Annotated in this window: 16 protein-coding genes; 11 read left to right on the plus strand and 5 right to left on the minus strand. The window is 75.3% G+C overall.

Annotated elements, in window-relative coordinates:
- Nucleotides 1-47: 47 nt before the first annotated feature.
- Entirely contained in the window at nucleotides 48-1,007 is a 960-nt protein-coding gene (locus tag ACGFIG_RS03445) for a GNAT family N-acetyltransferase (RefSeq protein ID WP_392998721.1), read from the minus strand.
- 79 nt (nucleotides 1,008-1,086) lie between these two features.
- On the opposite strand from ACGFIG_RS03445, the gene fdxA reads away from it, so the two are divergent.
- From fdxA to ACGFIG_RS03470, 5 genes are read left to right on the plus strand one after another with little or no spacing between them, the layout of a single operon-like run.
- The gene (gene fdxA / locus ACGFIG_RS03450) at nucleotides 1,087-1,413 is read left to right on the plus strand and encodes a ferredoxin (RefSeq protein WP_091422126.1); all 327 of its coding nucleotides are present in this window, start codon (nucleotides 1,087-1,089) and stop codon (nucleotides 1,411-1,413) included.
- Nucleotides 1,410-2,513 carry a succinyldiaminopimelate transaminase gene (gene dapC / locus ACGFIG_RS03455; RefSeq protein ID WP_392999408.1) on the plus strand — a complete coding sequence of 368 codons (1,104 nt, stop codon included), beginning with the start codon at nucleotides 1,410-1,412 and terminating at the stop codon, nucleotides 2,511-2,513. The genes fdxA and dapC overlap by 4 nt, the downstream gene beginning before the upstream one ends.
- A gap of 19 nt (nucleotides 2,514-2,532) precedes the next feature.
- On the plus strand, nucleotides 2,533-3,564 hold the full coding sequence (locus ACGFIG_RS03460) for a prephenate dehydrogenase (protein ID WP_392998723.1): 1,032 nt from the start codon (nucleotides 2,533-2,535) through the stop codon (nucleotides 3,562-3,564).
- Between the two features lie 41 nt (nucleotides 3,565-3,605).
- On the plus strand, nucleotides 3,606-4,250 hold the full coding sequence (locus tag ACGFIG_RS03465; RefSeq protein ID WP_392998725.1) for an SIMPL domain-containing protein: 645 nt from the start codon (nucleotides 3,606-3,608) through the stop codon (nucleotides 4,248-4,250).
- Complete coding sequence (locus ACGFIG_RS03470; RefSeq protein ID WP_392998727.1) at nucleotides 4,250-4,897, plus strand: nucleoside/nucleotide kinase family protein; 648 nt, start codon at nucleotides 4,250-4,252, stop codon at nucleotides 4,895-4,897. Before ACGFIG_RS03465 ends, ACGFIG_RS03470 begins: the two co-directional genes overlap by 1 nt.
- Nucleotides 4,898-4,960: 63 nt before the next feature.
- Here the strand turns inward: ACGFIG_RS03470 and ACGFIG_RS03475 are convergent, their stop codons facing one another.
- Both ACGFIG_RS03475 and ACGFIG_RS03480 read right to left on the minus strand, forming a co-directional pair.
- Nucleotides 4,961-7,621: a hypothetical protein gene (locus ACGFIG_RS03475; protein WP_392998729.1), complete on the minus strand. Its 2,661-nt coding sequence runs from the start codon at nucleotides 7,619-7,621 to the stop codon at nucleotides 4,961-4,963.
- A 102-nt stretch (nucleotides 7,622-7,723) separates the two neighbouring features.
- Entirely contained in the window at nucleotides 7,724-8,281 is a 558-nt protein-coding gene (locus ACGFIG_RS03480) for a sugar O-acetyltransferase (RefSeq protein WP_392998731.1), read from the minus strand.
- Between the two features lie 143 nt (nucleotides 8,282-8,424).
- Here ACGFIG_RS03480 and ACGFIG_RS03485 point away from each other — a divergent pair, with 143 nt between their 5' ends.
- A complete protein-coding gene (locus ACGFIG_RS03485; protein WP_392998733.1) occupies nucleotides 8,425-11,760 on the plus strand; it encodes a S8 family serine peptidase in 3,336 nt (1,111 codons plus the stop codon).
- Between the two features lie 53 nt (nucleotides 11,761-11,813).
- Here ACGFIG_RS03485 and dapD read toward each other — a convergent pair whose 3' ends face one another.
- On the minus strand, nucleotides 11,814-12,770 hold the full coding sequence (dapD, locus tag ACGFIG_RS03490; protein ID WP_392998735.1) for a 2,3,4,5-tetrahydropyridine-2,6-dicarboxylate N-succinyltransferase: 957 nt from the start codon (nucleotides 12,768-12,770) through the stop codon (nucleotides 11,814-11,816).
- 118 nt (nucleotides 12,771-12,888) lie between these two features.
- Here dapD and dapE point away from each other — a divergent pair, with 118 nt between their 5' ends.
- Nucleotides 12,889-13,962 (plus strand): succinyl-diaminopimelate desuccinylase, encoded by a 1,074-nt coding sequence (dapE, locus tag ACGFIG_RS03495; protein ID WP_392998737.1) that lies wholly within the window; start codon nucleotides 12,889-12,891, stop codon nucleotides 13,960-13,962.
- Between the two features lie 123 nt (nucleotides 13,963-14,085).
- Here the strand turns inward: dapE and ACGFIG_RS03500 are convergent, their stop codons facing one another.
- The gene (locus ACGFIG_RS03500; RefSeq protein WP_392998739.1) at nucleotides 14,086-14,244 is read right to left on the minus strand and encodes a hypothetical protein; all 159 of its coding nucleotides are present in this window, start codon (nucleotides 14,242-14,244) and stop codon (nucleotides 14,086-14,088) included.
- Nucleotides 14,245-14,489: 245 nt separating this feature from the next.
- Between ACGFIG_RS03500 and ACGFIG_RS03505 the strand changes: the two genes are divergently transcribed.
- The 4 genes from ACGFIG_RS03505 (at nucleotide 14,490) to ACGFIG_RS03520 (ending at nucleotide 23,084) form a co-directional block, all read left to right on the plus strand.
- Entirely contained in the window at nucleotides 14,490-15,350 is an 861-nt protein-coding gene (locus tag ACGFIG_RS03505; RefSeq protein WP_392998741.1) for a TIGR00730 family Rossman fold protein, read from the plus strand.
- Nucleotide 15,351: 1 nt separating this feature from the next.
- Nucleotides 15,352-15,897 (plus strand): TIGR00730 family Rossman fold protein, encoded by a 546-nt coding sequence (locus ACGFIG_RS03510; protein WP_392998743.1) that lies wholly within the window; start codon nucleotides 15,352-15,354, stop codon nucleotides 15,895-15,897.
- 354 nt (nucleotides 15,898-16,251) lie between these two features.
- Nucleotides 16,252-19,581, plus strand: a complete 3,330-nt coding sequence (locus ACGFIG_RS03515; RefSeq protein WP_392999410.1) for an ATP-dependent helicase — start codon at nucleotides 16,252-16,254, stop codon at nucleotides 19,579-19,581.
- The gene (locus ACGFIG_RS03520; protein ID WP_392998745.1) at nucleotides 19,578-23,084 is read left to right on the plus strand and encodes an ATP-dependent helicase; all 3,507 of its coding nucleotides are present in this window, start codon (nucleotides 19,578-19,580) and stop codon (nucleotides 23,082-23,084) included. The genes ACGFIG_RS03515 and ACGFIG_RS03520 overlap by 4 nt, the downstream gene beginning before the upstream one ends.
- The last annotated feature ends 12 nt before the right edge of the window (nucleotides 23,085-23,096 follow it).

A 23,096-nucleotide genomic window follows, 5' to 3' on the forward strand; every position in this document is an offset into this window, starting at 1 on the left:
CAGGGGACGGCGGAGGGGAGGGGGAGCGGGAGCGGGGCCGGGTGGGGTCAGGGTGGGGGTGTGCGGGTCAGGTAGGTGTGGTGGGTGGTGAAGCCCAGGGTGCGGTAGAGGGCCACCGCCGGGGTGTTGCGTTGCTCGACCTGGAGGAAGGCGCGCGAGGCGCCGGTCGCGGCGCCCCAGTCGGCGAGCGCGCGGATGATCCGGCCCGCCAGGCCCTGCCGCCGCGCCTCGGGCAGCACCTCGATCAGGCTGAGCCCGAGCCAGCGTCCCTGCCCGGTGACCGTGCCCCGGCCGATGGCGAGCAGCGCGCCGTCGGCGTACACGTGGGCGAAGCGGACCTGGTCCACGGCGGTGAGCACGTGCCGGGCGGCGTCCGGCAGGCCGCCCTTGCGGCCGGCGGCGACGGTGAGCCAGTCGTCCGACGGGCCGGTGGCCAGCACGACCGGCGGTGCCCCGGCGCGCTCCGGCGCGGCCGGCGGCAGCCCCGCCAGCGGCACGGTCTGCACCAGTACGGGCGGTCGGCCGACCCAGCCGCGGGCGTCCAGCTCCGCGCCGACCGGGGCGGCGAGGGGCAGCGGGGTGTTGACCATCGGCGGCAGGCCGAGGTCGGCGTACCAGCGCTGCACCGCGTCGAGGGCGGCGGGCAGCGGCCGGTCGGGGTCGCCCACGGGCAGCGCCGAATTGGCCCGGCCGGTCCAGCCGCCGGCGGCGCGCAGCCGCCAGTCGCCGAGCCGTCCCCGTACGGCGGCGGGCCAGGCCTCGTCGGCGGCCAGTTCCAGCTCGACCACGGCGGCGGCGGTGGGCCGGCGGGCCGGCGGCACCCGTTTGGCCCGGTGCACCTCGACCACCGGGACCTGGAGCCGGCCCTGCGCGGTGGCGAGTGTGAGGTGGGTGTCACTCAGCTCGACCAACTCGCCGAGGGCGTCCGAGTAGAGCGGCCGACCTTCGCGAACCCCCACGATCCGGCGCACCACGATCCGGTGTCCCACATCCTGCTGTCGGAGCACGATCGACCCCCTCCCCGGCGAGATACTAGGCTCTTACCGTCGCGGGTGATCGCGGCGTGTCTTGCGGAGGAGAAGACCGGTGACCTACATCATCGCCGAACCGTGCGTGGATGTGCTCGACAAGGCTTGCATCGAGGAATGCCCGGTCGACTGCATTTACGAGGGCAACCGGATGCTCTACATCCACCCCGACGAGTGCGTCGACTGTGGTGCCTGTGAGCCGGTCTGCCCGGTCGAGGCGATCTTCTACGAGGACGACGTCCCGGAGCAGTGGAAGGACTACACCGGCGCCAACTACGAGTTCTTCGAGGAGCTGGGCTCGCCCGGCGGTGCCTCGAAGATCGGCAAGGTGGAGAAGGATGCCACCTTCGTCGCCGCGCAGCCGCCGCGCGGCGAGGGCCACTGAGCCGGCCCGCGCCGGTCTCGTCGCGGCTGCCCGAGTTCACCTGGGACGCTCTGGACGCCGCGGCGACACTGGCCGCGGCGCACCCTGAGGGTCTGATCAACCTCTCCATGGGTACGCCGGTCGACCCGGTGCCCGGGGTGATCCGGCAGGCGCTGGCCGACGCGTCCGACGCCCCCGGCTATCCGCTGACGGCCGGCACCCCGGTGCTGCGCGACACGATCGCGGCCTGGACCGCGCGGGCCTGCGGCGCCGGGGTCGACGGTCTCGGCGTGCTCCCGACGATCGGCTCGAAGGAACTCGTCGCATGGCTGCCCACCCTGATCGGGATCGGCCCCGGCGACGTCGTCGTGGTGCCCTCGATCGCCTACCCGACGTACGAGGACGGGGTGCGGCTCGCCGGCGCCACAGTCGTACGCGCCGACTCGCTGACCGCCGTCGGCCCCACCTCCCGGGTGCGCCTGGTCTGGGTCAACTCGCCGGGCAACCCCACCGGCCGGGTGCTGCCCGCCGCCCACCTGCGCAAGGTGGTCGACTGGGCCCGGGAGCGCGGCGCGGTGGTCGCCAGCGACGAGTGCTACCTGCCGCTGGGCTGGTCCGCCGCACCCGTCTCGGTGCTCTCGCCCGAGGTCTGCGGCGGGTCGTACGACGGGGTGCTGGCCGTGCACTCGCTCTCGAAGCGCTCCAACCTGGCCGGCTACCGGGCGGGGTTCGTGGCGGGCGACCCGGCGCTGGTGGCGGAGCTGCTCAAGATCCGCAAGCACGCCGGGATGATCGTGCCGGCGCCGGTGCAGGCGGCGATGGTGGCCGCGCTGCGCGACGAGCGGCACGCCGACGAGCAGCGGGAGCGCTACCGGGCCCGGCGGGACGTCCTGCACGCCGCGTTCACCGGCGCGGGCTTCACCGTCGAGCACTCCGAGGCCGGGCTCTACCTCTGGCTGACCCGGGGGGAGGACTGCTGGGAGACGGTCGACTGGCTGGCCCGGCGGGGCATCCTGGTCGCCGCCGGAGCCTTCTACGGCCCGGGCGGCCGGCAGCACGTCCGGGTGGCCCTGACCGAGTCCGACGAGCACGTGGCGGCGGTCGCCGGCCGGCTCGCCTGAGCGGGACCGGCGGCGCGTGATGGCGGACAGTCCCCGAGGACGGCTTCGGGCCGCCGTGGTGGGCACCGGCCTCATCGGCGGCTCGATCCTGCTCCGGCTGCACGAGGCGGGGCTGGACGTCGTCGGCTGGGACCCGGACCAGGCCACCCGGGCGGCGGGCCGCGAACGCGGGGTGGCCTTCCCCGACGAACTGGGCGAGGCGGTCCGTGACCGCGACGTCGTGTTTCTCTGCGGTCCGCTGCCGAGCCTGCCGGAGACCCTGCTCAGCGCCGTGCGGCACACCCGCGACGAATGCGTCCTCACCGATGTGGGCAGCACGAAGGGCGCGGTGGCCGCCTTCGCCGCCGCCCACGGGTTGACCGACCGGTTCGTCCCCGGCCACCCGATGGCGGGTACCGAGCGGTCCGGGATCACCGCCGCCGTGCCGGCCCTCTTCGCGGGCGCCGCGTGGGTGCTCTGCCCGGCGGCCGAGGGCATCGGGCCGTTCCGGATGCTGTCGAGCCTCATCGTGGACGTCTTCGACGCCCGGGTGGTGCCGATGTCGCCGACGGTGCACGACTCGGTGGTGGCGCTCGCGTCCCACATCCCGCACCTGCTCGCCGGCAGCCTCGCCGGCGCGGTCGCGGGGTCGGACGTCACGGATGCCGTGTTGGGCCTCGCGGCGGGCAGCTTCCGTGACGGCACCCGGGTCGCCGGCACCCCGGCCCGGCGTACGGCCAACATGCTGCTCGACAACCGCGAGCAGGTGGTACGCCAACTCGGCCAGGTCAGCGCGTTCCTCGACGGGCTGGCCGCCGCGTTACGCGCCCGGGACGACGACGCCCTGGTCGCTCTCCTCCAGCGGGCGCAGGGCCTGCGTACCGCCTTTCTCGACCGTGACCTGCTCGCCCACCGGCGGGAGTTCCCCGCCGACGGTGACCACCGCGCCGAGGTCGCGTACCTGATGGGCCTGGGGGCCGCCGGCGGCTACCTCACCGGGTGCCGGATCGACGGCGACCGGGTGGGTTACACGGGCCACCTCCCGCCGGCAGCGCCGGCCGACGTGCGCTGAGACGGCGGGCGGGCCGGTGGACGCGCGGTTAGGGTGAAGGCATGGTGGACGGGCCGGTGGTTACGGTGCGCGGTGAGGCGTACCGGGAGGTGGCTCCGGAGGTCGCCCGGTTCTCGGTGACCGCCAGGGCACGCGACCGGGACCGGGAGGCCACGCTGACCCGGCTCGCGGAGCGGGCCGCCGCCGTGCGGGTGCTGCTCGACGGCGAGGGCGCCGGCATCGACCGGCGGGAGACCGGCGAGCTGCGGGTGCGGCCGGAGACGCGGCGATCCGGCGAGCGGGTGGTGGCGTACAGCGGCAGTGTGACCACGACCGTGACGGTCAGCGACTTCACCGCGCTCGGCGAGTTGATGCTGCGCCTGGCGGACCAGGACCAGGTCGAGGTCGCCGGGCCGTGGTGGTCGCTGCGGCCGGACAGCCCGGCCCACCGGGAGGCCCGGCACGCCGCCCTCGCCGACGCCCTGCTGCGTGCCCGCGAATACGCCGAGGCGCTCGGCGCCCAGGTGACCGCCCTGATCGAGCTGTCCGACGCGGGCGCCATGGAGCAGCCGATGATGAGCCGGATGGCGTACGCGGCCGGCGGTGCCGGCGGTGGCACGCCGGAGCTGGAACTCGACCCGCAACCGCAGACCGTGCACGCCGCGGTGCAGGCGCGGTTCGCGATCAGCGAGCCGGTCCTCGGCTGATGGCCGCGCCCCGGGTCGTCGGGATCGACGAACTGGTGAAGCGGGCGCGGGCCCTCGCCGAGGCCGGCCCGCGGCAACTGCTCGGCATCGCCGGGCCGCCCGGCGCGGGCAAGTCGACGCTGGCGGAGCGGATCGTCGAGGCGGTCGGCGCGACGGCCCGGCTGGTGCCCATGGACGGGTTCCACCTCGCCCAGGCCGAGTTGCGCCGCCTGGGCCGGGCGGAGCGCAAGGGGGCGCTGGACACCTTCGACGCCAACGGCTACGTCTCGCTGCTGCGCCGCCTGCGGCGGCTGGAGCCGACGGCGGTCTACGCGCCGGCGTTCCGCCGGGACCTGGAGGAGCCGGTGGCCGGCTCGATCGAGGTGCCGCCGTCGGTGCGGCTGGTAATCACCGAGGGCAACTACCTGCTGATGGCCGGGACGCCCTGGGACGAGGTGCGGCAGCTGCTGCACGAGGCGTGGTTCCTGGACCTGGACGCCGAGCTGCGGCTGCGCCGGCTGACCGCCCGGCACGAGGCGTACGGGCGGTCGCCGGAGCAGGCGCGGGAGTGGGCGACGGGCAGCGACGAGGCCAACGCCGCCCTGGTGGCCGACACCGCGCGCCGCGCCGACCTGGTGGTCCGGCTCGCCGAGCCACCGCCGCCCTGACGAGGAACCACGCTCAGCCCTCGGACGAGGAACCACGCTCAGCCCTGACGGGGCCAGGCGGGGTCAGCCGGAGCCGCGCCTCGGTGCCGGGACGCCCCGGCGCAGCAGCCACGCCACCCGCGAGCGTTCCCGGTGGAACTCGGGCGCCTCGGGATAGCCGCTGTGGTTGCGGATCGGTGGGTCGGCCACCTCCCCGTCGCTGGGGTGCAGCGCCTCCGGGTCGCGTACGGGCAGGTCCCGTTCCCCGGCCGTGACCGGCCAGCCGAGCGGGTCGGTGTCCCGCCAGAAGTTGGTCCAGCGGATCCGGCCGTCGGGCGAGGTCAACGCCTCGGCCAGCACCGGCAGCCGGTCCGGGCCGAAGTATCCGGGAAAGACCCGCCCGTAGAGCCGGGTCAGCTGACAGCCGTACGAGAAGAACCAGATCCTCCGCCGCGACCGGGCGGGCAGTTGGAGGAGCACCGCCGCGCAGATCACCGTGCCCTGACTGTGCCCGGAGAGGATGATCCCGTCCACGCTGCGGGGATCGTGCTCGGCGAGCGCCAGCAGCCCGGCGGCGCGGGTCTGCAACTCGGGTACCGCCCGCTCGGCGTAGCTGGGCGGGGCCAGCGGGTGCGCGGTCCGGGGCCAGAAGGTGCCCACGTCCCAGACCACGCCGACCGAGCGGCGGACGACGTCGTTGCGGTAGACCAGCAGGCCCACCGTGGCGATCAGCATCGGCAGCCAGCCGAGCAGCCGGTCGCCCATCTCGGAGATCCAGGCGATCACCGCCGCGCCGCCGGTCGCGTCCGTGGGGTGCGGCGGTTTGCGGGCGAGCAGGGCGGCACAGGCGAGGGCCGTCAGCACGAGGGACACGACGGCGTACCAACCGACCAGCCGTACGGCATGGTCGCCGACCAGCCGGTGCAGCGCCCGCCACGCGCTGACGTCGCGGCAGCGCCGCAGCTCGTGCGCCGAGAGGGGAGTGGCGGTGCGTGCCGTCGCCTCCGCGTACTCGTGCCGGCGCAGGCGGAGGTAGAGCAGACCGGCCCGGGCGGCCGTGGCGGCGAGCGCGAGCAGGGCGCCGGCGAACGCGAGCCCGGCCCACATCACGGGGACCGGGGGCGTCACCACGGGCCCGTCGGGGTGCGGGTCGCCGTTCAGTCGGCCGGTGATCCAGTAGAGCAGTCCGGCGCTGTAGGAGACGCAGAGGATCCAGCCGAAGCCGGCGATGACGGCCGGGGCGCGACCGCCCCAGGCGAGGTCGGTGTGGGGTGACAGGGGCTGTCGCCCGGCCGGCGCAGGGATGCGCGGCAGCAGCAGTCCGGTGGCGGCCAGGGCGACGACCGGGACGACGACCGCCCAGAAATCCAGCGCCGCGGGCGGGGGCGGCAGCGCGGGCAGCCAGCCGGTGAACCAGGCGAACCCGAGAACGAGCAGCAGGCCGGCCGCCGCCGGCGCGGCCAGCGCCCGCCGCCCGGAGCGGGCCACCGCGCCGATCGCGATCAGCAGCAGCAACTGTCCCGTGCCGAGCCAGGCGACGATCCAGTCGAGGCCCGGCAACGACCGGTCGGTCGGGCAGGTGCCCGGACCGCCGGACGATCCGGGCGCGGCCGACGCGACGGCGTACGGGAGGCAGTCGGGCGCCGGGCGCAGGTTGGGCAGGGGCGTGCCCGCCGCACCCTCGGGCAGCAGCAGGATCAGCACCGTCCCGACCAGCCCCGCGGCGGTGAGCACGGCGACCGTGACGCTCCACCCGCCGAGCGGGGTGGCTCCCGCGCGCCGGGTCAGGCCGGGTCTCGCGAGCGCCACGACCGCGACCAGCACGACGGCGACGAGCGCCGCCACGGTGGTCCAGGCGACGGCCGCCCGTACGCCCCGGGGCGGGTCCATCGCGAGGACCGCGCCCAGCGGTACGGCGGCGGAGACGACCACGCCGGTGCACAGGTGCAGCACCGCGCCCCTGCGTAACTGGCCCTCGCCGATCCAGAAGGTGCGGTCCTGCAACGGATTGTCGGGCGGGCCGGGGGGCGGCTCGGGCGTGGCCGGGCCCGGCGCGGGCTGCGCCGACCCGTCCGCGGGTACGCCGGTCGGCTGCGGGGCCCCCGACGGGAGCACCGGTTCGGCGGGCATCTGCGCCTCGTACTGGTAGGTCCGCCAGGTCACCAGCCCGATCAGGGCCAGCACGCCGAGCGGTAGGAGCAGGCCGACGGCCAACGATCGCGCGCCCTCGCTCCACCAGCCCTGCCCCAGGAACTCCCAGGGGCCGGGGACGCGGCGCAGGCAGTCCGTGTCGACGCACTGCCAGCCCACGAGGTCGACCCCGACGGCGGTGAGGGTGAGGGCGAGGGTGCCGGTGAGGCTCAGGCAGAACAGCCGGATGAGCCAGGCCGTGGTCCCCGAGGTGCTGTTCCAGCGTTCGGCGGCGGCGTCGGCCGGGACGGACGGCCGGGCGTGCAGCGCGACGTTGGCCAACGTGAACGGGAGCAGCAGCGTCCACAGTGCGCGCTCCACGTCCCGCGCGGTCCGCGCGCCGGAGGTCAACTGCCCCCAGCTGTACGCCTCGACGACGACCGGGTCAGCCGGCTCGGCGGCAGGGGAGCGGTAGAAACCGGTGACCGGTCCACCCGCGACGAGCCACGGCGGGGGCGGCGCGTCGGCCCCCGGCGCCGGACGCAGGCCGAGGATCTGACCCGGGGGAGTGTTCGAGACCCCGTGCACGCGCAGTTCGAGAACCGGATCGTCCATGCCCGCCCCCTGGTGACGACGTCACCACCCACAGTGCCGGGTGGCATGCGTGTCGCGCCAGTGATCGGAGGGTGTTTGTGCAGGTGGTGGGCTTGATCGTGGTCAGTCGAGCTGGCGTACGACCCGGGCCGGGTTACCGACGGCGACGACGTTCGCCGGCAGGTCCCTCGTCACCACGGCGCCCGCGCCGACGACGGTGTTCTCCCCGATGGTGACGCCGGCGAGCACGATGGCCCCGCCGCCGAGCCAGACGTTGTCGCCGATGGTGATCGGCTTGGCCGCCTCCCACTTGTCGCGGCGGGGGCCGGGCTCGACGGGGTGGGTGGGGGTGAGCAGTTGCACGTTGGGTCCGATCTGGACGTCGGCGCCGATGGTGATCGGGGCGACGTCGAGGAGGACGGCGTTGAAGTTGACGAAGCTGCGCGGCCCGATCCGGACGTGCCGGCCATAGTCGACGTAGAGCGGTGGCCGGACGTTGGTGCCCTCGCCGACCTCGCCGAGCAGGTCGCGCAGGGCGGCGAGCCGGGCCTCGGGGTCGGCGGCGGGGCTGGTGTTGAAGCGTTCCATCAGCCGCGTGGCCCGGTCCAGGTCGGCGGCGATCTCCGGGCCCTCGGCGATGTAGGGCTCGCCGGCCAGCATGCGTTCCTTCATGGAGGTCACCGGCCGATCATCCCCGAAGCGGGGGGCCGGTTGTTGGCTGGTCCGTCATCTTCGTGTCTTCATTTTGCATACCCGGTATGCAACCCTGATGACTGTCAATGCGTCTCTCTCTACAGGTAGTAACGCCCGACGAGGAGGATCCGTTGCAGCGAAGAAGAAAACTGGTCGGTCTCGGTCTGGTGCTCGGCATGGTGCTCGGCACCCCCGGCATGGCCGTGGCCCAGGCACCCGCCGATCCGGCCGCCCGTCCCGAGCCGACCGCCGGCCCCGCCGCGTCGTCTCCGGCGGCGGGCGCGGCCAGCCGCCCGGTCACCGTCACACTGCTCACCGGCGACCGCGTCACCCTCACCGGCACCCGGGCCAGCGTGCGTCCCGCACCCGGGCGCGAGGACGTCCGCTTCCTGACCCGACGCGACCGGGGCCACCTCTCGGTGGTGCCCGAGGACGCCGTGGCGCCGATCCGCGAGGGGCGGGTCGACCCGCGGCTGTTCGACGTCACCGAGTTGGTCGCCGCCGGCTACGACGACGCCCGGCGCGACGACCTGCCCCTGCTGATCACCGGCGGCAAGGGCGCGGCCCGGCGCTCGGCCGTGCCCGGCGGGGTGACGGTCACCCGCGAGCTGCCCGCCGTCGGCGGGCTCGCCGCCACCGCCAGCAAGCGGCGGGCGGCGGAGGTCTGGGCGGCGGTCGCCGCCCCCGGCGCGAGGGTCGGCGCGGCAGGGGGCGCCGACCGGATCTGGCTCGACGGCCGGCGGCAGCTCACGCTCGAGCGCAGCGTGCCGCAGATCGGCGCGCCGGAGGCGCACCGCGCCGGATTCACCGGCCGGGGGATCCGCGTCGCCGTGCTGGACACGGGGATCGACGCCACGCACCCGGACCTGACCGGTCGGGTGGCGCAGCGGCAGAACTTCACCGAGGAGTCCGCGCCGGGTGACGTGGTCGGGCACGGCACGCACGTCGCCGCGACCATCGCCGGCACGGGCGCCGCGTCCAACGGGCGGCACCGGGGCGTCGCCCCGGACGCGACGCTGCTCGACGGCAAGGTCTGCGAGACGTACGGCTGCCCGGAGTCGGCGATCCTCGCCGGCATGCAGTGGGCGGCGGTCGACCAGCGGGCCAACGTGATCAACCTGAGCCTCGGCGGCTTCGACACCCCGCAGCTCGACCCGCTGGAGGAGGCCGTCAACACGCTCACCGCGCAGACCGGCGCCCTCTTCGTCATCAGCGCCGGCAACTCCGGCCGGTTCGCCCCGGTCAGTTCCCCCAGCACCGCCGACGCCGCCCTCTCGGTGGGCGCCGTCGACCGGGACGACAGCCTCGCCGACTTCTCCAGCCGTGGTCCCCGTACGGGCGACGACGCGATCAAGCCCGACATCACCGCCCCCGGGGTGGGAATCGTGGCGGCGCGCAGCCGGGACGGGGTGATCGGCGAGCCGGCCGGCGACGGGTACGTGGCGCTGTCGGGCACCTCGATGGCCGCCCCGCACGTCAGCGGCGCGGCGGCGCTGATGGCCCAGAAGCACCCCGACCACAAGGGCGGCCGGCTCAAGGCGCTCCTGATGTCCTCGGCGAAGCCCAACCCGGAGCTGACCGCGTACGAGCAGGGGGCCGGGCGGGTCGACCTGTCGAAGGCGGTCTGGCAGAACCTGACCACTGACCCGCCGAGCGTGTCGCTGGGGCGGGCACTCTGGCCGCACGACGACGACACCCCGATCACCCGCACCGTGACCTGGCGCAGCGACGGCGCGACGATCGACCTGGAGCTGGCGGTCGAGGCGACCGGTCCGGACGGCAGACCCGCGCCGGCCGGCATGTTCACCCTCGGCGCGAGCCGGATCAGCGTGCCGGGCGGTGGCACGGCGAGCGCCACCGTCACCGCCGACACCCGGGTCGACGGCCCGGACGGCCACTACACCGGCCGGATCGTCGCCCGCTCCGCCGGCTCGGTGGTGGCCAGCACGCCGCTGGCCGTGTACCGGGAGGTGGAGAGCTACACGGTCACCGTCCGGCACCTGAACCGCGCCGGCGCGGTCACCGGTGCGCACGGCACCACGCTGGTCTCGCTGGACAGTTTCGACGCGTACGAGCTGTACGACGCGGACGGCACCGCCGAACTGCGCGTCCCCAAGGGCCGGTACGGGCTGGCGAGCTGGGTGTACGACGTCGAGGGCGAGGAGTACGTCGCGGCCACCCAGCTCGTCCAGCCGGAGCTGGCGGTCGCCGGGGACACCCGGCTCACCCTCGACGCCCGGCGGGGCAAGCCGGTCCGGATGAGCGTCCCGCAGCGCTCGGCCACCCCGGCGCTCGTGGTCGTCGAGGCGAACTTCCTCATCGACGGGGGCGGCTACTCCTTCGGCCTGCTCGACTCCGACTTCGACGGTCTCTTCACCGCCGGGCTCGGGCAGCCGGCGCCGGGGGACCGCTTCTTCTCCACGGTCAGCAGCCAGTGGGCCGACCTGGAGGCGGCGAGCAGCCCCTACCTCTACGCCCTCAGCGAGGCCGTGCCCGGCCGGCTGCCGACCGGCTTCGTACGGCACTACCGGGCGAAGGACCTGGCCACCGTCACCCACCGGTTCAACGGCGGCAGCCCGGGCCTGGTCACCGACCGGTTGGTCTTCGCGCACCGGGACCCCGATCTCGGCGGCTGGGCGGTCGGCGTGCCCACCGCCACGCCGGGGCAGCGGGTCGAGCACTACAACACCCGGGACGTGCGCTGGTCGACCGAGCTGCTCTTCGGGGTGCCGAACCCGGACGGCTGGCCCGACACCAAGGCCGTCCTGTACTCCGAGGAGCGGAGCCTGCGGGCCGGGCGGCACTACCGGGAGAGCTGGAACAGCGCGCCGTACGGGCCGTCGTTCCCGGCGGCCGGGATCGTCCGGCAGGGCGACCACATCGAGGTGAACCTGCCGCTGCACAGTGACGCCGAGGGGCACCCGGGCGGCTCGCTCGCCGACACCGCCCGCACCGCCCTCTACCGCAACGGGGCGCTGGTCGGCCAGACGCCCGAGCCGGCGTACGGCAGGTTCGAGGTGCCGCCGGGCGCGGCCGACTACCGGCTGGAGACGTCGTCGAAGCGGAGCTTCACCGACCTCGCCACCGAGGTGTCGGCCACCTGGACGTTCCGGTCCCGGCACGTCACCGGGGACGACCCGGCCGTGCTGCCGGCGTCGGCGATCCGGTTCGCGCCCCGGCTGGACCGGGACAACACCGCCCCGGCGGGCCGGAGCTTCGTGATCCCGGTGACGGTGCAGCGGCAGCCGGGCGCGCCCCCGGCCCGGGTGGCCGCGTTGACCGTCGACGTCTCCTACGACGGCGGGAAGACCTGGCAGCAGGCCCGGGTCCGGCCCGACGGCCAGGGCTGGGCGGCCACCGTGCGGCACCCGTCCGGCGCCGGACACGTCTCGCTGCGGGCCACCGCCCGGGACACCGCCGGCAACACGGTCACCCAGCGCGTCATCCAGGCGTACCGCCTGCGCTGAGACGTACCCCCGCCGGGTCCGCGGCCGACCGCGGGCCCGGCGGGGTCGCCCCGTCAGTCGTTGGCGTGCAGCGCGGCGTTCAGTTCGATGCCCCGGCCGGCGCGCTGCTTCGCCTCCAGCGCACCGGTGACCGAGTTGCGCCAGAACAGCAGGTTGTCCACGCCGGAGAGTTCGCGGGCCTTCACCACCCGGCCGTCCGGCAACGTGATCTTGGAGGCGGCGGTGATGTAGCAGCCGGCCTCCACCACGCAGTCGTCGCCGAGCGAGATGCCCACGCCCGCGTTCGCGCCGACCAGGCTGCGCTCGCCGATGCGGACCCGGTCGGTGCCGCCGCCGGAGAGGGTGCCCATGATCGAGGCGCCACCGCCGATGTCGGAGCCGTCACCGACCACGACGCCCTGCACGATCCGGCCCTCGACCATTGAGGTGCCGAGCGTGCCGGCGTTGAAGTTGACGAAGCCCTCGTGCATGACGGTGGTGCCGGCCGCCAGGTGCGCACCGAGCCGCACCCGGTCCGCGTCGGCGATCCGCACGCCCGACGGCACCACGTAGTCGGTCATCCGGGGGAACTTGTCCACCCCGTAGACGGCCAGGTGGCGGCCGGCGGCCCGCTCGATGACCCGCAGCTCGTCCACCCGCTCCGGCGGGCACGGCCCGGCGGAGGTCCAGGCCACGTTCGCCAGCTTGCCGAAGATGCCGTCGAGGTTGAGCTCGTTGGGTCGCACCAGGCGGTGGGAGAGCAGGTGCAGCCGCAGGTACGCGTCGGCGGCATCCTTGATCGGGTCGTCCAGCGAGCCGATCACGGTGACCACCTGGACGGTACGCAGGCCCGGCAGCGCCCGGTCGCCGACCGCTCCCGGCGGCAGGTCCAGCACGTCCGCCTCGTCCTCGCCGGCCACGAGCGGCAGTTCGCCGAGGCCCAGTTTGCCGGTCGGGTACCAGGTGTCGAGCGTCTGGCCGTCAGCGGTCACGGTGGCCAGGCCGATGCCCCAGGCGGATTCGGACGTCACTGATTCACCTCTCGTTCGTGCTGCGGGCCGGCGAATCCCGCGCGTCCCGCGTCGCACCCGGGCCTCCCCGGAACGCTCGCTTCCCGCGCTCGCCGGATCTGACGGTACCGTGCGAACCATGGAGAACCCGCTGACCCCCGAGGTCCTGGCCGATCCGGTGGCGCTGACCCGTGCGTTGGTCGACATGGAGTCCGTTTCCCTCAACGAGAAGGCCATCGCCGACTGCGTGGAGCAGGTGCTGCGGGGCGTGCCGCACCTGAGGACGTACCGGCACGGCAACACGGTGATGGCCCGGACCGAACTGGGCCGCGACCAGCGGGTGGTGCTCGCCGGTCACCTGGACACGGTGCCGCTGAACAACAACTTCCCGTCGACCACGCGCGGCGACCTGATGTACGGCTGCGGCACCTCCGACATGAAGTCCGGGGTGGCGTACGCGCTGAACCTCGCGGTGCACCTGCCGGACCCGCGCTACGACGTGACGTACTTCTTCTACGAGGCGGAGGAGATCGAGCAGAAGTACAACGGCCTCTTCCTGGTCGCCGAGGCGTACCCGGAGTGGCTGGAGGCGGACTTCGCGGTGCTGCTGGAGCCGACGCACGGCATCGTCGAGGCCGGGTGCCAGGGCACCATGCGCTCGGTCGTCACCACCACCGGCGTACGCGCCCACTCGGCCCGCTCCTGGCACGGCGTGAACGCGATCCACGCGGCCGGCGAGGTGCTCGACCGGCTGACCGCGTACGAGGCACGCCGGGTCACCATCGACGGCTGCGACTACCGGGAGGGCATGAACGCGGTCCGCATCCACGGCGGCGTGGCCGGCAACGTGGTGCCCGACCGGTGCGAGGTCGAGGTCAACTACCGGTTCGCGCCGGACCGCACCCCGGAGGAGGCCGAGGCGCACCTGCGGGAGGTCTTCGCCGGCTTCGAGGTGCGGATCACGGACTCGGCCGCCGGCGCCCCGCCCGGGCTGGAGGCGGCACCCGCCCAGGAGTTCCTCGCGGCGGTGGGCGCCGCGCCGATCGGCAAGCTGGGCTGGACGGACGTGGCCCGGTTCGCGGCCATGGGCATCCCGGCCCTGAACTTCGGCCCCGGGGACCCGAACCTCGCCCACCACCCCGACGAGCACGTCGAGATCAGCAAGATCCGGGAGGGCGCCGCCACGCTGTACCGCTGGCTCGCCTCCGCCTGACGTACGGCCGGCGGGTGTCCGGGGCGCTGGCCCTGGACACCCGACATCGCCTCGCGCCGGGTCATGCACGGAGGGTCCGCGTCGGACGACGCGGACCCTCCGTCACGGTGCTGCCGGTGCGGGTCAGACGCTGGTGGACGCCTCGCTGGGCCGGGCGTCGGTCTGGCCGTTCTGGTCGGTGGACGGTTCCATCAGGCGGGCGCGGCGGCGCTCGGCCACCACGTCGCGGATGCGGCGCTGCATCTGCCGCCGGATCCGGATCATCTCGCTGTTGCTGATCACGCTGACTCCTCCCCCGCGCGCGCCGGGGCATACCCGGTATGTGAATAGTAAGACGTCCGTGCGACCGAATTAGTTGCCCAAGATCGGAGATTATTTTCAGCCGCCGCGTGGCGGGCCGCCACCCGCACGGCGAGGGACCCGCCCCGCCCGCCCTCGTCCGTCGTCCGGGAGCCTCCTGGCCGGTTGGCGCAGGTCCGGCCCGTGGTGCCCGTACCTGGTGGGTGTCGCTCCACTACGGTGGCTGCATGGGTCAGAGCAATGGGCGGGAGGCCGGCCGCGAGCCGGGACGGGAACGGCACCGGGGAGCCGTGACGCTGCGGCGGCAGGCGATCACGAGCAGCACCGCCGACCAACGCCTGCTCGATTCGCGGGGGCGCAGCGACTGGAAGACCAAGGACGCCTGGCGGGCGCTGCGCATCCTCTCCGAGTTCGTCGAGGGTTTCGACACCCTCGCCGACCTGCCCCCGGCGGTCAGCGTGTTCGGCTCCGCCCGCAGCCGGCCGGAGAGCCCGGAGTGCCAGTTGGCCGAGGCGCTGGGCGCCGCCCTCGCCCGGGCCGGCTACGCGGTGATCACCGGCGGCGGGCCGGGCGTGATGGAGGCGGCCAACCGGGGCGCCAGCGAGGCCGGCGGGCTGTCGGTCGGTCTCGGCATCGAGCTCCCCTTCGAGCAGGGCCTCAACGACTGGGTCGACCTGGCCATCGACTTCCGTTACTTCTTCGCCCGCAAGACGATGTTCGTCAAGTACGCCCAGGCGTTCGTCGTGCTGCCCGGCGGGTTCGGCACCATGGACGAGCTCTTCGAGGCGCTGACCCTGGTGCAGACCGGCAAGGTCACCCGGTTCCCCGTGGTGCTGATGGGCGCCGACTACTGGAGCGGCCTGCTCGACTGGCTACGCGACACGATGGCCGCCGACGGCAAGATCGGGCCGGTCGACCTGGAACTGATGTGCGTCACCGACGACGTCGACGCGGCGGTCCGGCACATCGTGGAGGCCGAAGCCGTCCTCAACGTCGAGCAGGAGGCGGTCCGCGAGGAGGCCGTCGCCCGCGTCGCCGCCGACCAGCAGGCCGCCGCCGAGGCGGGCGACGAGAACCGGGAGCGCTGACGTGGCGGCGATCTGCGTGTTCTGCGCCTCCTCCCGTACGCTCGACCAGCGCTGGCTGGATCTCGCGGCCGAGACGGGCGCGGAGATCGCCCGGCGTGGGCACACCCTCGTCAGCGGCGGCGGGTGCGTCGGCATGATGGGTGCGCTGGTGGACGGGGCGCGGTCCGCCGGCGGCCGGACGATCGGGGTGATCCCGCAGTCGCTGGTCGACCTGGAGGTCGCCGACCTGGCGTCGGACGAGTTGCTCGTCACCGACTCGATGGCCAGCCGCAAGACCATCATGATCGACAAGTCGGACGCGTTCCTCACCCTGCCGGGCGGGCTCGGCACCCTCGACGAGCTGTTCGAGGTCTGGACGACCGCCACGCTGGCCCTGCACGCCAAGCCGATGGTCCTGGTCGACACCGACGGCTTCTACCGCCCGGTGCTCGACTGGCTGGGCGCGCTGGCCGACCAGGCCTTCCTCAAGCCCGCCGGCCTGGGCCTGCTCACCGTGACCGACACGGTCCCCGCCGCCCTGGACGCCCTGGAACTCCGCATGGCGTGACCCCGGTCGGGGTGGCGGGGCGGGGGTGTCGTACCGGCGTGGTGGGATGAGCGGATGCAGGCGTACCGGCTGGTGCGCCGGCCTGCCGAGGCGGTCCGGGGGGACCAGCGGCCCGGCGGGCCGGCCCGGGGGGACGGTCGGTCCGGCGGGCCGACCGAGGGTGAGCGGCGGCCTGGCGGGCTGGCCGAGAGTGAACGGCGGGCCGGGGGACCGGCCGAGGGCGAGCGGCGTGCGGGGGAGGCCACCGAGGGGCCGCGGCGGTCCGGAGGGTCGGCTGGCGGGGGCGCGCGACGCGGGGCGGCACGCCTGGTCGACCCGCGCCAGGCCGAGATCGTGGCACACACCGACGGGCCGATGCTGGTGCTCGGCGGTCCCGGCACGGGCAAGACCGCCACGCTGGTCGAGGCCGTCGCCGCGCGGGTGGGCGAGGGCGTCGACCCCGAGCGGATCCTGGTGCTCACCTTCGGCCGCCGGGGCGCCACCGCGCTGCGCCAGCGGATCGAGGCCCGGATCGCCGAGGGCGGGCACCGCGTGCTGCGTGAGCCGCTGGTGCGCACCCTCCCGGCGTACGCCTTCGGGCTGTTGCGCCGGGCCGCCGCCGAGCGCGGCGAGCCGTCCCCCCGGCTGCTCACCGGTCCGGAGCAGGATCTGATCATCCGTGAGCTGCTCGACGTGGTCGGCGAGGAACCCGACGACGACCCGGTCGGCTGGCCGGAGGACCTGCGCCCCGCCCTGCGTACCCGGGCCTTCGCGGCGCAGCTGCGCGACCTGCTGATGCGTGCCGCGGAGCGGGGCGTCGGCCCCGTCGAGCTGGCCCGGCTGGGCGAGAAGCTCGGCCGCGCCGACTGGCCCGCCGCCGCGCGCTTCCTGCGGGAGTACGTGGCAGTGCTCGCCCTGCGCGACGTCAGCAACCGCGGTTCCGTGGCGTACGACCCGGCCGAGCTGGTCCGGGCCGCGACCGGGATGCTGCTCGACGATCCCGAACTGCTCGCGGCCGAGCGACGGCGGCTGGCGTACGTCTACGTCGACGAACTGGCCGACACCGACCCGGCCCAGCAGGATCTGCTCGCGACGGTGGCCGGGGGCGGCAAGCCCCTGGTCGCGTTCGCCGACCCGGATTCGTCCACGTACGCGTTCCGTGGCGCGGATCCGGCGGCGGTCGCCACGTTCCCGCACCGCTTCCGCACCGCCTCGGGAGCGCCCGCCGCGCAGGTGGTGCTCACCACCTCCTACCGCAGCGGCGCCCGGCTGCTCGCCGCCTCCGGCCGGCTGGCGCGGCGGCTGCGCGGGCCGGCGGCGCACCGACGGCTGCACCCGCTGCCCGACGCGCCACCCGGTTCGGTCGAGGTACGCACCTTCCGCTCGGCCACCAGCGAGGCGGCCTGGCTGGCGCACGCGCTGCGCGAGGCGCACCTGCTCGGCGGCGTGCCCTGGTCGGAGATGGCCGTGCTGGTGCGCTCCACCGGTCGGCAACTGCCCTCGCTGCAACGCGCCCTGCACGCCGCCGGCGTGCCCACCGTCGTGCACGGCGAGGACCTGCCGCTGCACCTGCAACCGGCGGTCGCGCCGCTGCTGCTCCTGCTGCGCTGCGCGCTGGAGCCGGAGCGGCTCGACGAGGAGGCCGCCGTCGCCCTGTTGCACTCACCGCTCGGCGGCGCCGATCCGCTGGCCGAACGGCGGCTGCGGCAGGGGCTGCGCGCACTGGCGCTGGCCGGCGGCGACCGCCGGCCCTCGGGCGAGCTGATCGTGGAGGCGCTGCGCGACCCGGCCGAACTGGCCGGGATCGAGCGGCACTGGGCGGAGCCCGCGCAGACGGTGGCGGGTCTGCTGGCCGTCGCCCGGGAGACCGCCGCGCGGCCCGGCGCGACGGCGGAGGACGTCCTCTGGGCGGTGTGGCGGGCCAGCGGGCTCGCCGAGCTGTGGTCGGCGGCCACCGGCCGTGGCCAGGTCGTGGCCGGTGAGGGCGACGTCGCGCGGCGCCGCCGCGCCGAGGCGGCAGACCGCGACCTCGACGCCGTGATGGTGCTCTTCGACGCGGCCGCCCGGTTCACCGACCGGCTGCCCGGCGCGCGTACGGAGGTCTTCCTCGACCACGTCCTCGGCCAGGACCTGCCGGCCGACACCCTCGCCGCGACCGCCGACCGGGGGGAGGCCGTGCGGCTGCTCACCGCCCACGCCGCGAAGGGGCTGGAGTGGGATCTCGTGGCGGTCGCCGGGGTGCAGGAGGGCGTCTGGCCCGACCTGCGGCTGCGCGGCAGCCTGCTCGGCTCGGAGCGCCTGGTCGACGTGCTGGCCGGGCGGACCGCCGGCGCCGGCGCGGTGGCCGTCCTCGTCGGGCAGTCCTCGGCGCTGCTCGACGAGGAGCGCCGACTGTTCCACGTGGCGGTCACCCGGGCCCGGCGGCGACTGCTGGTCAGCGCGGTCGCCTCCGCCGCGGTGGGCGGCGACGACCACGAGGAGCAGCCGAGCCGCTTCCTCTACGAACTGGGCCCGTCCGACCCGACCGAGCCGACTGGCCCGTCCGGTCCCACCGGGCCGACCGGCCCGTCCGATCCCACCGGGCCGACCGGGCCGACCGGCCCGTCCGATCCGGATCGGGACGCGGCGCAGCGCCCGGAGGGAAGCGGTCCCGCTGACGCCGGGGAGGAGCCGGACCGGCCGGGCGCCTTGCCGGTGAGCCGGCCGCCCCGGGCACTGACCCTGCCGGCGCTGGTGGCGGAGCTGCGTACCGCCGTGAGCGACCCGGCCGCGCCCTACGCCCGGCGGCAGGCGGCTGCCGCCGAACTGGCCCGGCTCGCCGCCGCCGGGGTGGCCGGCGCGCACCCCGACGACTGGTGGGGGCTGCGGCAGCTCTCCGACGACCGCCCGCTCGTCGACGAGGGTGACGCGGTCCGGGTCACCCCGTCGGCCATGGAGAGCGCGCTGCGGTGCAGCCTGCGCTGGCTGCTGGAGCGGCACGGCGGCAGCCCGCCGGCCAGCGCCGCCCAGGGGGTCGGCAACCTGGTGCACGCCGCCGCGATGCTCGCCGAGGACGCCAGCGCCGACCGGGGCGCGCTGCTGGACTACGTGGCCGCCCGGTTCGACGCGATCGAGCTGGCCGCCCGCTGGATGGTCGGGCCGGAGCGCAGCCGAGCTGAGGCGATGGTGGACAAGCTGCTGCGCTGGCTGGCCGCGAACCCGCGCCGCCTGCTCGCCATCGAGCACGAGTTCGCGGTACGCCTCGACGACCCGCAGCGACCGGTCGAGCTGGTTGGCCGGGTGGACCGGCTGGAGGTCGACGAGGACGGCCGGCTGGTCGTGATCGACCTCAAGACCGGCAAGTCCACCGCCGTCACGGCCCACGATCTCGCCGAGCACCCGCAGCTCGGCGCCTACCAGGCGGCGGTGGAGGCGGGCGCCTTCGCCGACTTCGGCGAGGAGTCCGGCGGGGCGGCCCTGGTGCAGCTCGGCACCGGCGCGAAGGACGCGAAGGAGCAGAGCCAGGCGCCGGCCGGGGAGGGGCCGGAGGCCGGCTGGGCGACCGCGCTGGTGCGGCGCACCGCCGATACGATGGCCGCCGCCACCTTCGCCGCCGTCGCCAACTCCAAGTGCCGGGTCTGCCCGGTGCGTACGAGCTGCCCGGTGTCCGGGCAGGGGCGTCAGGTGGTCGAGCCGCCGACCGCCCACCGTCCGGAGAAGACTTGACGCAGCCCGCCCTGTTCAGCAGCGCGGCCCCGGCGCCCCGGGTCGCCGACGCCGGCCCCCGGTACACGCCGGTGGAGCTGGCGAAGCTGCTGCGGCTGCCCGCGCCGACCCGGGAACAGGCGGCCATCATCGCGGCGCCCGTCGAGCCGCTGCTGGTGGTCGCGGGCGCCGGCTCGGGCAAGACCGAGACGATGGCCGCCCGGGTGGTCTGGCTGGTCGCCAACTCGTACGTGCGGCCGGAGCAGGTGCTCGGGCTCACCTTCACCCGCAAGGCGGCCGGGGAACTGGCGCACCGGGTGCGTACCCGGCTGGACCAGTTGGTGCGGCGGCTCGGGCGGCGGGGGCGCGACCCGCTGGACGATCCGCTGGCCGGGGAGCCGACCGTCTCCACCTACCACTCGTACGCCGGCCGGATCGTCACCGAGCACGGGCTGCGGGCCGGCTACGAGCCGTCCACCCGGCTGCTCACCGAGGCGTCCCGCTGGCAGTTGGTCGACCTGCTGGTGCGCAACTACGACGGCGACATGTCCGGGGTGGACCGGATGCCGAGCACCGTCACCGACGCGGTGCTGGCGCTCGCCGGGGAACTGGACGAGCACCTGGTCGACCCGGACGCGCTGGCCGCGTGGACGGGCCGCTTCTTCGCCGACGTGCAGGCACGCCCCGGCCGGGTCTACGCCGACGTACGCAAGGCGCTGCAACTCCAGCAGACCCGGCTGAAGCTGCTCCCGCTGGTGCGCGCGTACGCCCGGCGCAAGGAGGACTTCGAGGCGATGGACTTCGCCGACCAGCTCGCCCGGGCGGCCCGGGTGGCCCGGGACCACCCGGGGGTCGGCGAGATCGAGCGGGACCGTTTCCGGGTGGTGCTGCTCGACGAGTACCAGGACACCAGCCACGCCCAGGTGGTGCTTCTCAACGCGCTCTTCGGCGGCGGGCACCCGGTGACGGCGGTCGGCGACCCGTGCCAGTCGATCTACGGCTGGCGCGGGGCGAGCGCCGGCACCCTGGACCGCTTCCCCACGGAGTTCGCCCGCGCCGGCGGCGCGCCGGCCGAGGTGCTCGGCCTCACCACGAGCTGGCGCAACCGGCCCGAGATCCTGGGTGTCGCCAACGCCCTGGCCACCCCGCTGCGGGCCGCCGGCGCCCGGGTGCCGGAGCTGCACGCGGCGATGAGCGTCAAGGAGCCGGTACCGCACCGCAGCGCCCGGGGCGCCGCCGGCGGCACCGTCCACTGCGCCCTGCTGCGCACGTACGCCGACGAGGCCGACTGGATCGCCGACAGCGTCCTGAACGCGTGGCGAGGTGCGGCGGGGACGCCCGGGGTGCTGCCCGAGCACATCCCGGTGCCGCTGCGGCCGACGACCGCCGTGCTCGTACGGCTGCGCAGTCAGATCCCGGCGATCGAGTCGGCGCTGCGCGAGCGCGGCCTGCCGGTCGAGGTGGTCGGGCTCGGCGGCCTGCTCGACACCCCCGAGGTGCGGGACGTGGTGTGCACCCTGCGGGTGCTGGCCGATCCCACGGACGGGGCCGCACTGCTGCGGCTGCTGACCGGCGCGCGCTGGCGGATCGGGCCACGTGACCTGGTGGCCCTGCACCGCCGGGCGAAGGCCATCGCGGCGGCCCGGCGCAAACTCGCCGACGACGGCACCCCGGAGATCAGCCCGGACCTGCTCGACGAGGCGACCCTGGTCGAGGCACTGGCCGACCTGGGCCCGGCGCAGGCGTACTCGGCGGAGGGCTACGCGCGGCTGCGGGCGTACGCCCGGGAGCTGGGCCTGCTGCGCTACCGGCTGGACCAGTCGCTGCCGGAGCTGATCGCGGACATCGAGCGGACGATCGGCCTGGACGTGGAGGTGGCGGTGCGGGCCGGCCGGGACGGGGCCGGGGACGCCGGCCTGGCCCGGGGCCACCTGGACGCGCTCGGCGACGTGGCCGCCCGGTTCAGCGGGGAGACGCCGGGCGCCACCCTGTCGGGGTTCCTGGCCTACCTGGCCGCCGCCGAGGACGAGGAGCGCGGCCTCACCCCGGGTGAGGTGGAGGTGGTCGAGGGTGCGGTGCAGATCCTCACCGCCCACGCCGCGAAGGGCCTGGAGTGGGACGTGGTCGCGGTGGCCGGGCTGAGCCGGGGTGTCTGGCCGGGACCGGTGCGCAACTCCGACCACTGGCTCGGCGGTCTGGGCGTGCTGCCGTTCCCGCTGCGTGGCGACGCCGACGGGCTGCCGGAGCTGGGCCTGGACGAGGCGGCGGACCAGCGGGGGGTGGCCCGGGCGGTGGAGGACTTCACCGACGCCTGGCGGGCGCACGACGAGCGGGAGGAGCGCCGGCTGGCGTACGTGGCGGTGACCCGGCCCCGCCGGCTGCTGCTCTGCTCCGGCTACTGGTGGGGGGAGGGCACCAAACGGCCGCGCGGCCCGTCGGTGCTGCTGCGGGAGGTGCACGACGCCTGCCTGGACGCCGGCGCGGGGCACCTGGTCGACGAGTGGACGCCGGAGCCGCCGGGCGACGCGGTCAACCCGACGACCGAGGTGGTGTTGCGCGCCGAGTGGCCGGCCGACCCGCTGGGCGTACGCCGGCCGGCGCTGGCCGAGGCCGCCGCCCTGGTCCGCCGCTTCCTCACCGACGGCGACCCGGCCGCCCGTCCAGTGCCCGACGGGGGTACGCCCGCCCGTCCGCTGCCCGGTGGCGAGCCGGGCGAACGGACGCTGCCCGGCGGCGAGCCGGCCGTCCGCCCGCTGGCCGGCGGCGACGACACCGCCGGGGCGGGCACGGACCCGGCGGCCGACGACGCGGACGTGTCCCGGTGGCGGCGGGAGGCCGACCTGCTGCTCGCCGAGCGGGCCGAGCTGACCCGGCAGTCCGGCGCGATCGAGGTGGCCCTGCCCGGCCAGCTGTCGGTGACCCAGCTGGTGGCGCTGCGCCGCGATTCGGCGGCGCTGGCCCGCGCGTTGCGCCGCCCGGTGCCCACCGAGCCCAATCCGTACGCCCGCCGGGGCACCGCCTTCCACAGCTGGCTGGAGCAGCGGTTCGGCGCCGACCGGCTGCTCGACCTGGACGAGTTGCCGGGTGCGGCCGACGCGGACGCGGCGCCGGACGAGGCGCTGGCCGAGCTCCAGGAGCGCTTCCTGGCCAGCGAGTGGGCCGACCGGGTGCCGGTCGAGGTGGAGGTGCCCTTCGCCACGGTGATCGCCGGCGTGGTGGTCCGGGGGCGGATGGACGCCGTCTTCGCCCGACCGGGCGGGCGCTTCGACGTGGTCGACTGGAAGACCGGCCGGCAGCCCGCCGGCCCCGCCGCCGACGTGGCCGCCGTACAGCTCGCGGTCTACCGACTGGCCTGGGCGGAGCTGGCCGGCGTGCCCGTGCGGCGGGTGGGCGCCGCGTTCCACTACGTACGGGACGGGGTGACGGTCCGGCCGGCGGACCTGCTCGACGCGGAGGGCCTGACGGCGCTGATCGCCTCCGTGCCGGAAATTCCGGCAGACGGTGGTGCCGGGCCGAATCCGTGATAGGTTGATCGC

Source organism: Micromonospora sp. NPDC049048 (genome assembly GCF_043197615.1).
GTDB lineage: Bacteria > Actinomycetota > Actinomycetes > Mycobacteriales > Micromonosporaceae > Micromonospora.

What these genes read in the sequence shown, in the direction of transcription:
- ACGFIG_RS03460 (WP_392998723.1), top strand. Translation starts at nt 2,533, where the DNA reads ATGGCGGACAGTCCCCGAGGACGGCTTCGGGCCGCCGTGGTGGGCACC.
- ACGFIG_RS03465 (WP_392998725.1), top strand. Translation starts at nt 3,606, where the DNA reads ATGGTGGACGGGCCGGTGGTTACGGTGCGCGGTGAGGCGTACCGGGAG.
- ACGFIG_RS03470 (WP_392998727.1), top strand. Translation starts at nt 4,250, where the DNA reads ATGGCCGCGCCCCGGGTCGTCGGGATCGACGAACTGGTGAAGCGGGCG.
- ACGFIG_RS03475 (WP_392998729.1), bottom strand. Translation starts at nt 7,621, where the DNA reads ATGGACGATCCGGTTCTCGAACTGCGCGTGCACGGGGTCTCGAACACT.
- dapE (WP_392998737.1), top strand. Translation starts at nt 12,889, where the DNA reads ATGGAGAACCCGCTGACCCCCGAGGTCCTGGCCGATCCGGTGGCGCTG.
- ACGFIG_RS03505 (WP_392998741.1), top strand. Translation starts at nt 14,490, where the DNA reads ATGGGTCAGAGCAATGGGCGGGAGGCCGGCCGCGAGCCGGGACGGGAA.
- ACGFIG_RS03515 (WP_392999410.1), top strand. Translation starts at nt 16,252, where the DNA reads ATGCTGGTGCTCGGCGGTCCCGGCACGGGCAAGACCGCCACGCTGGTC.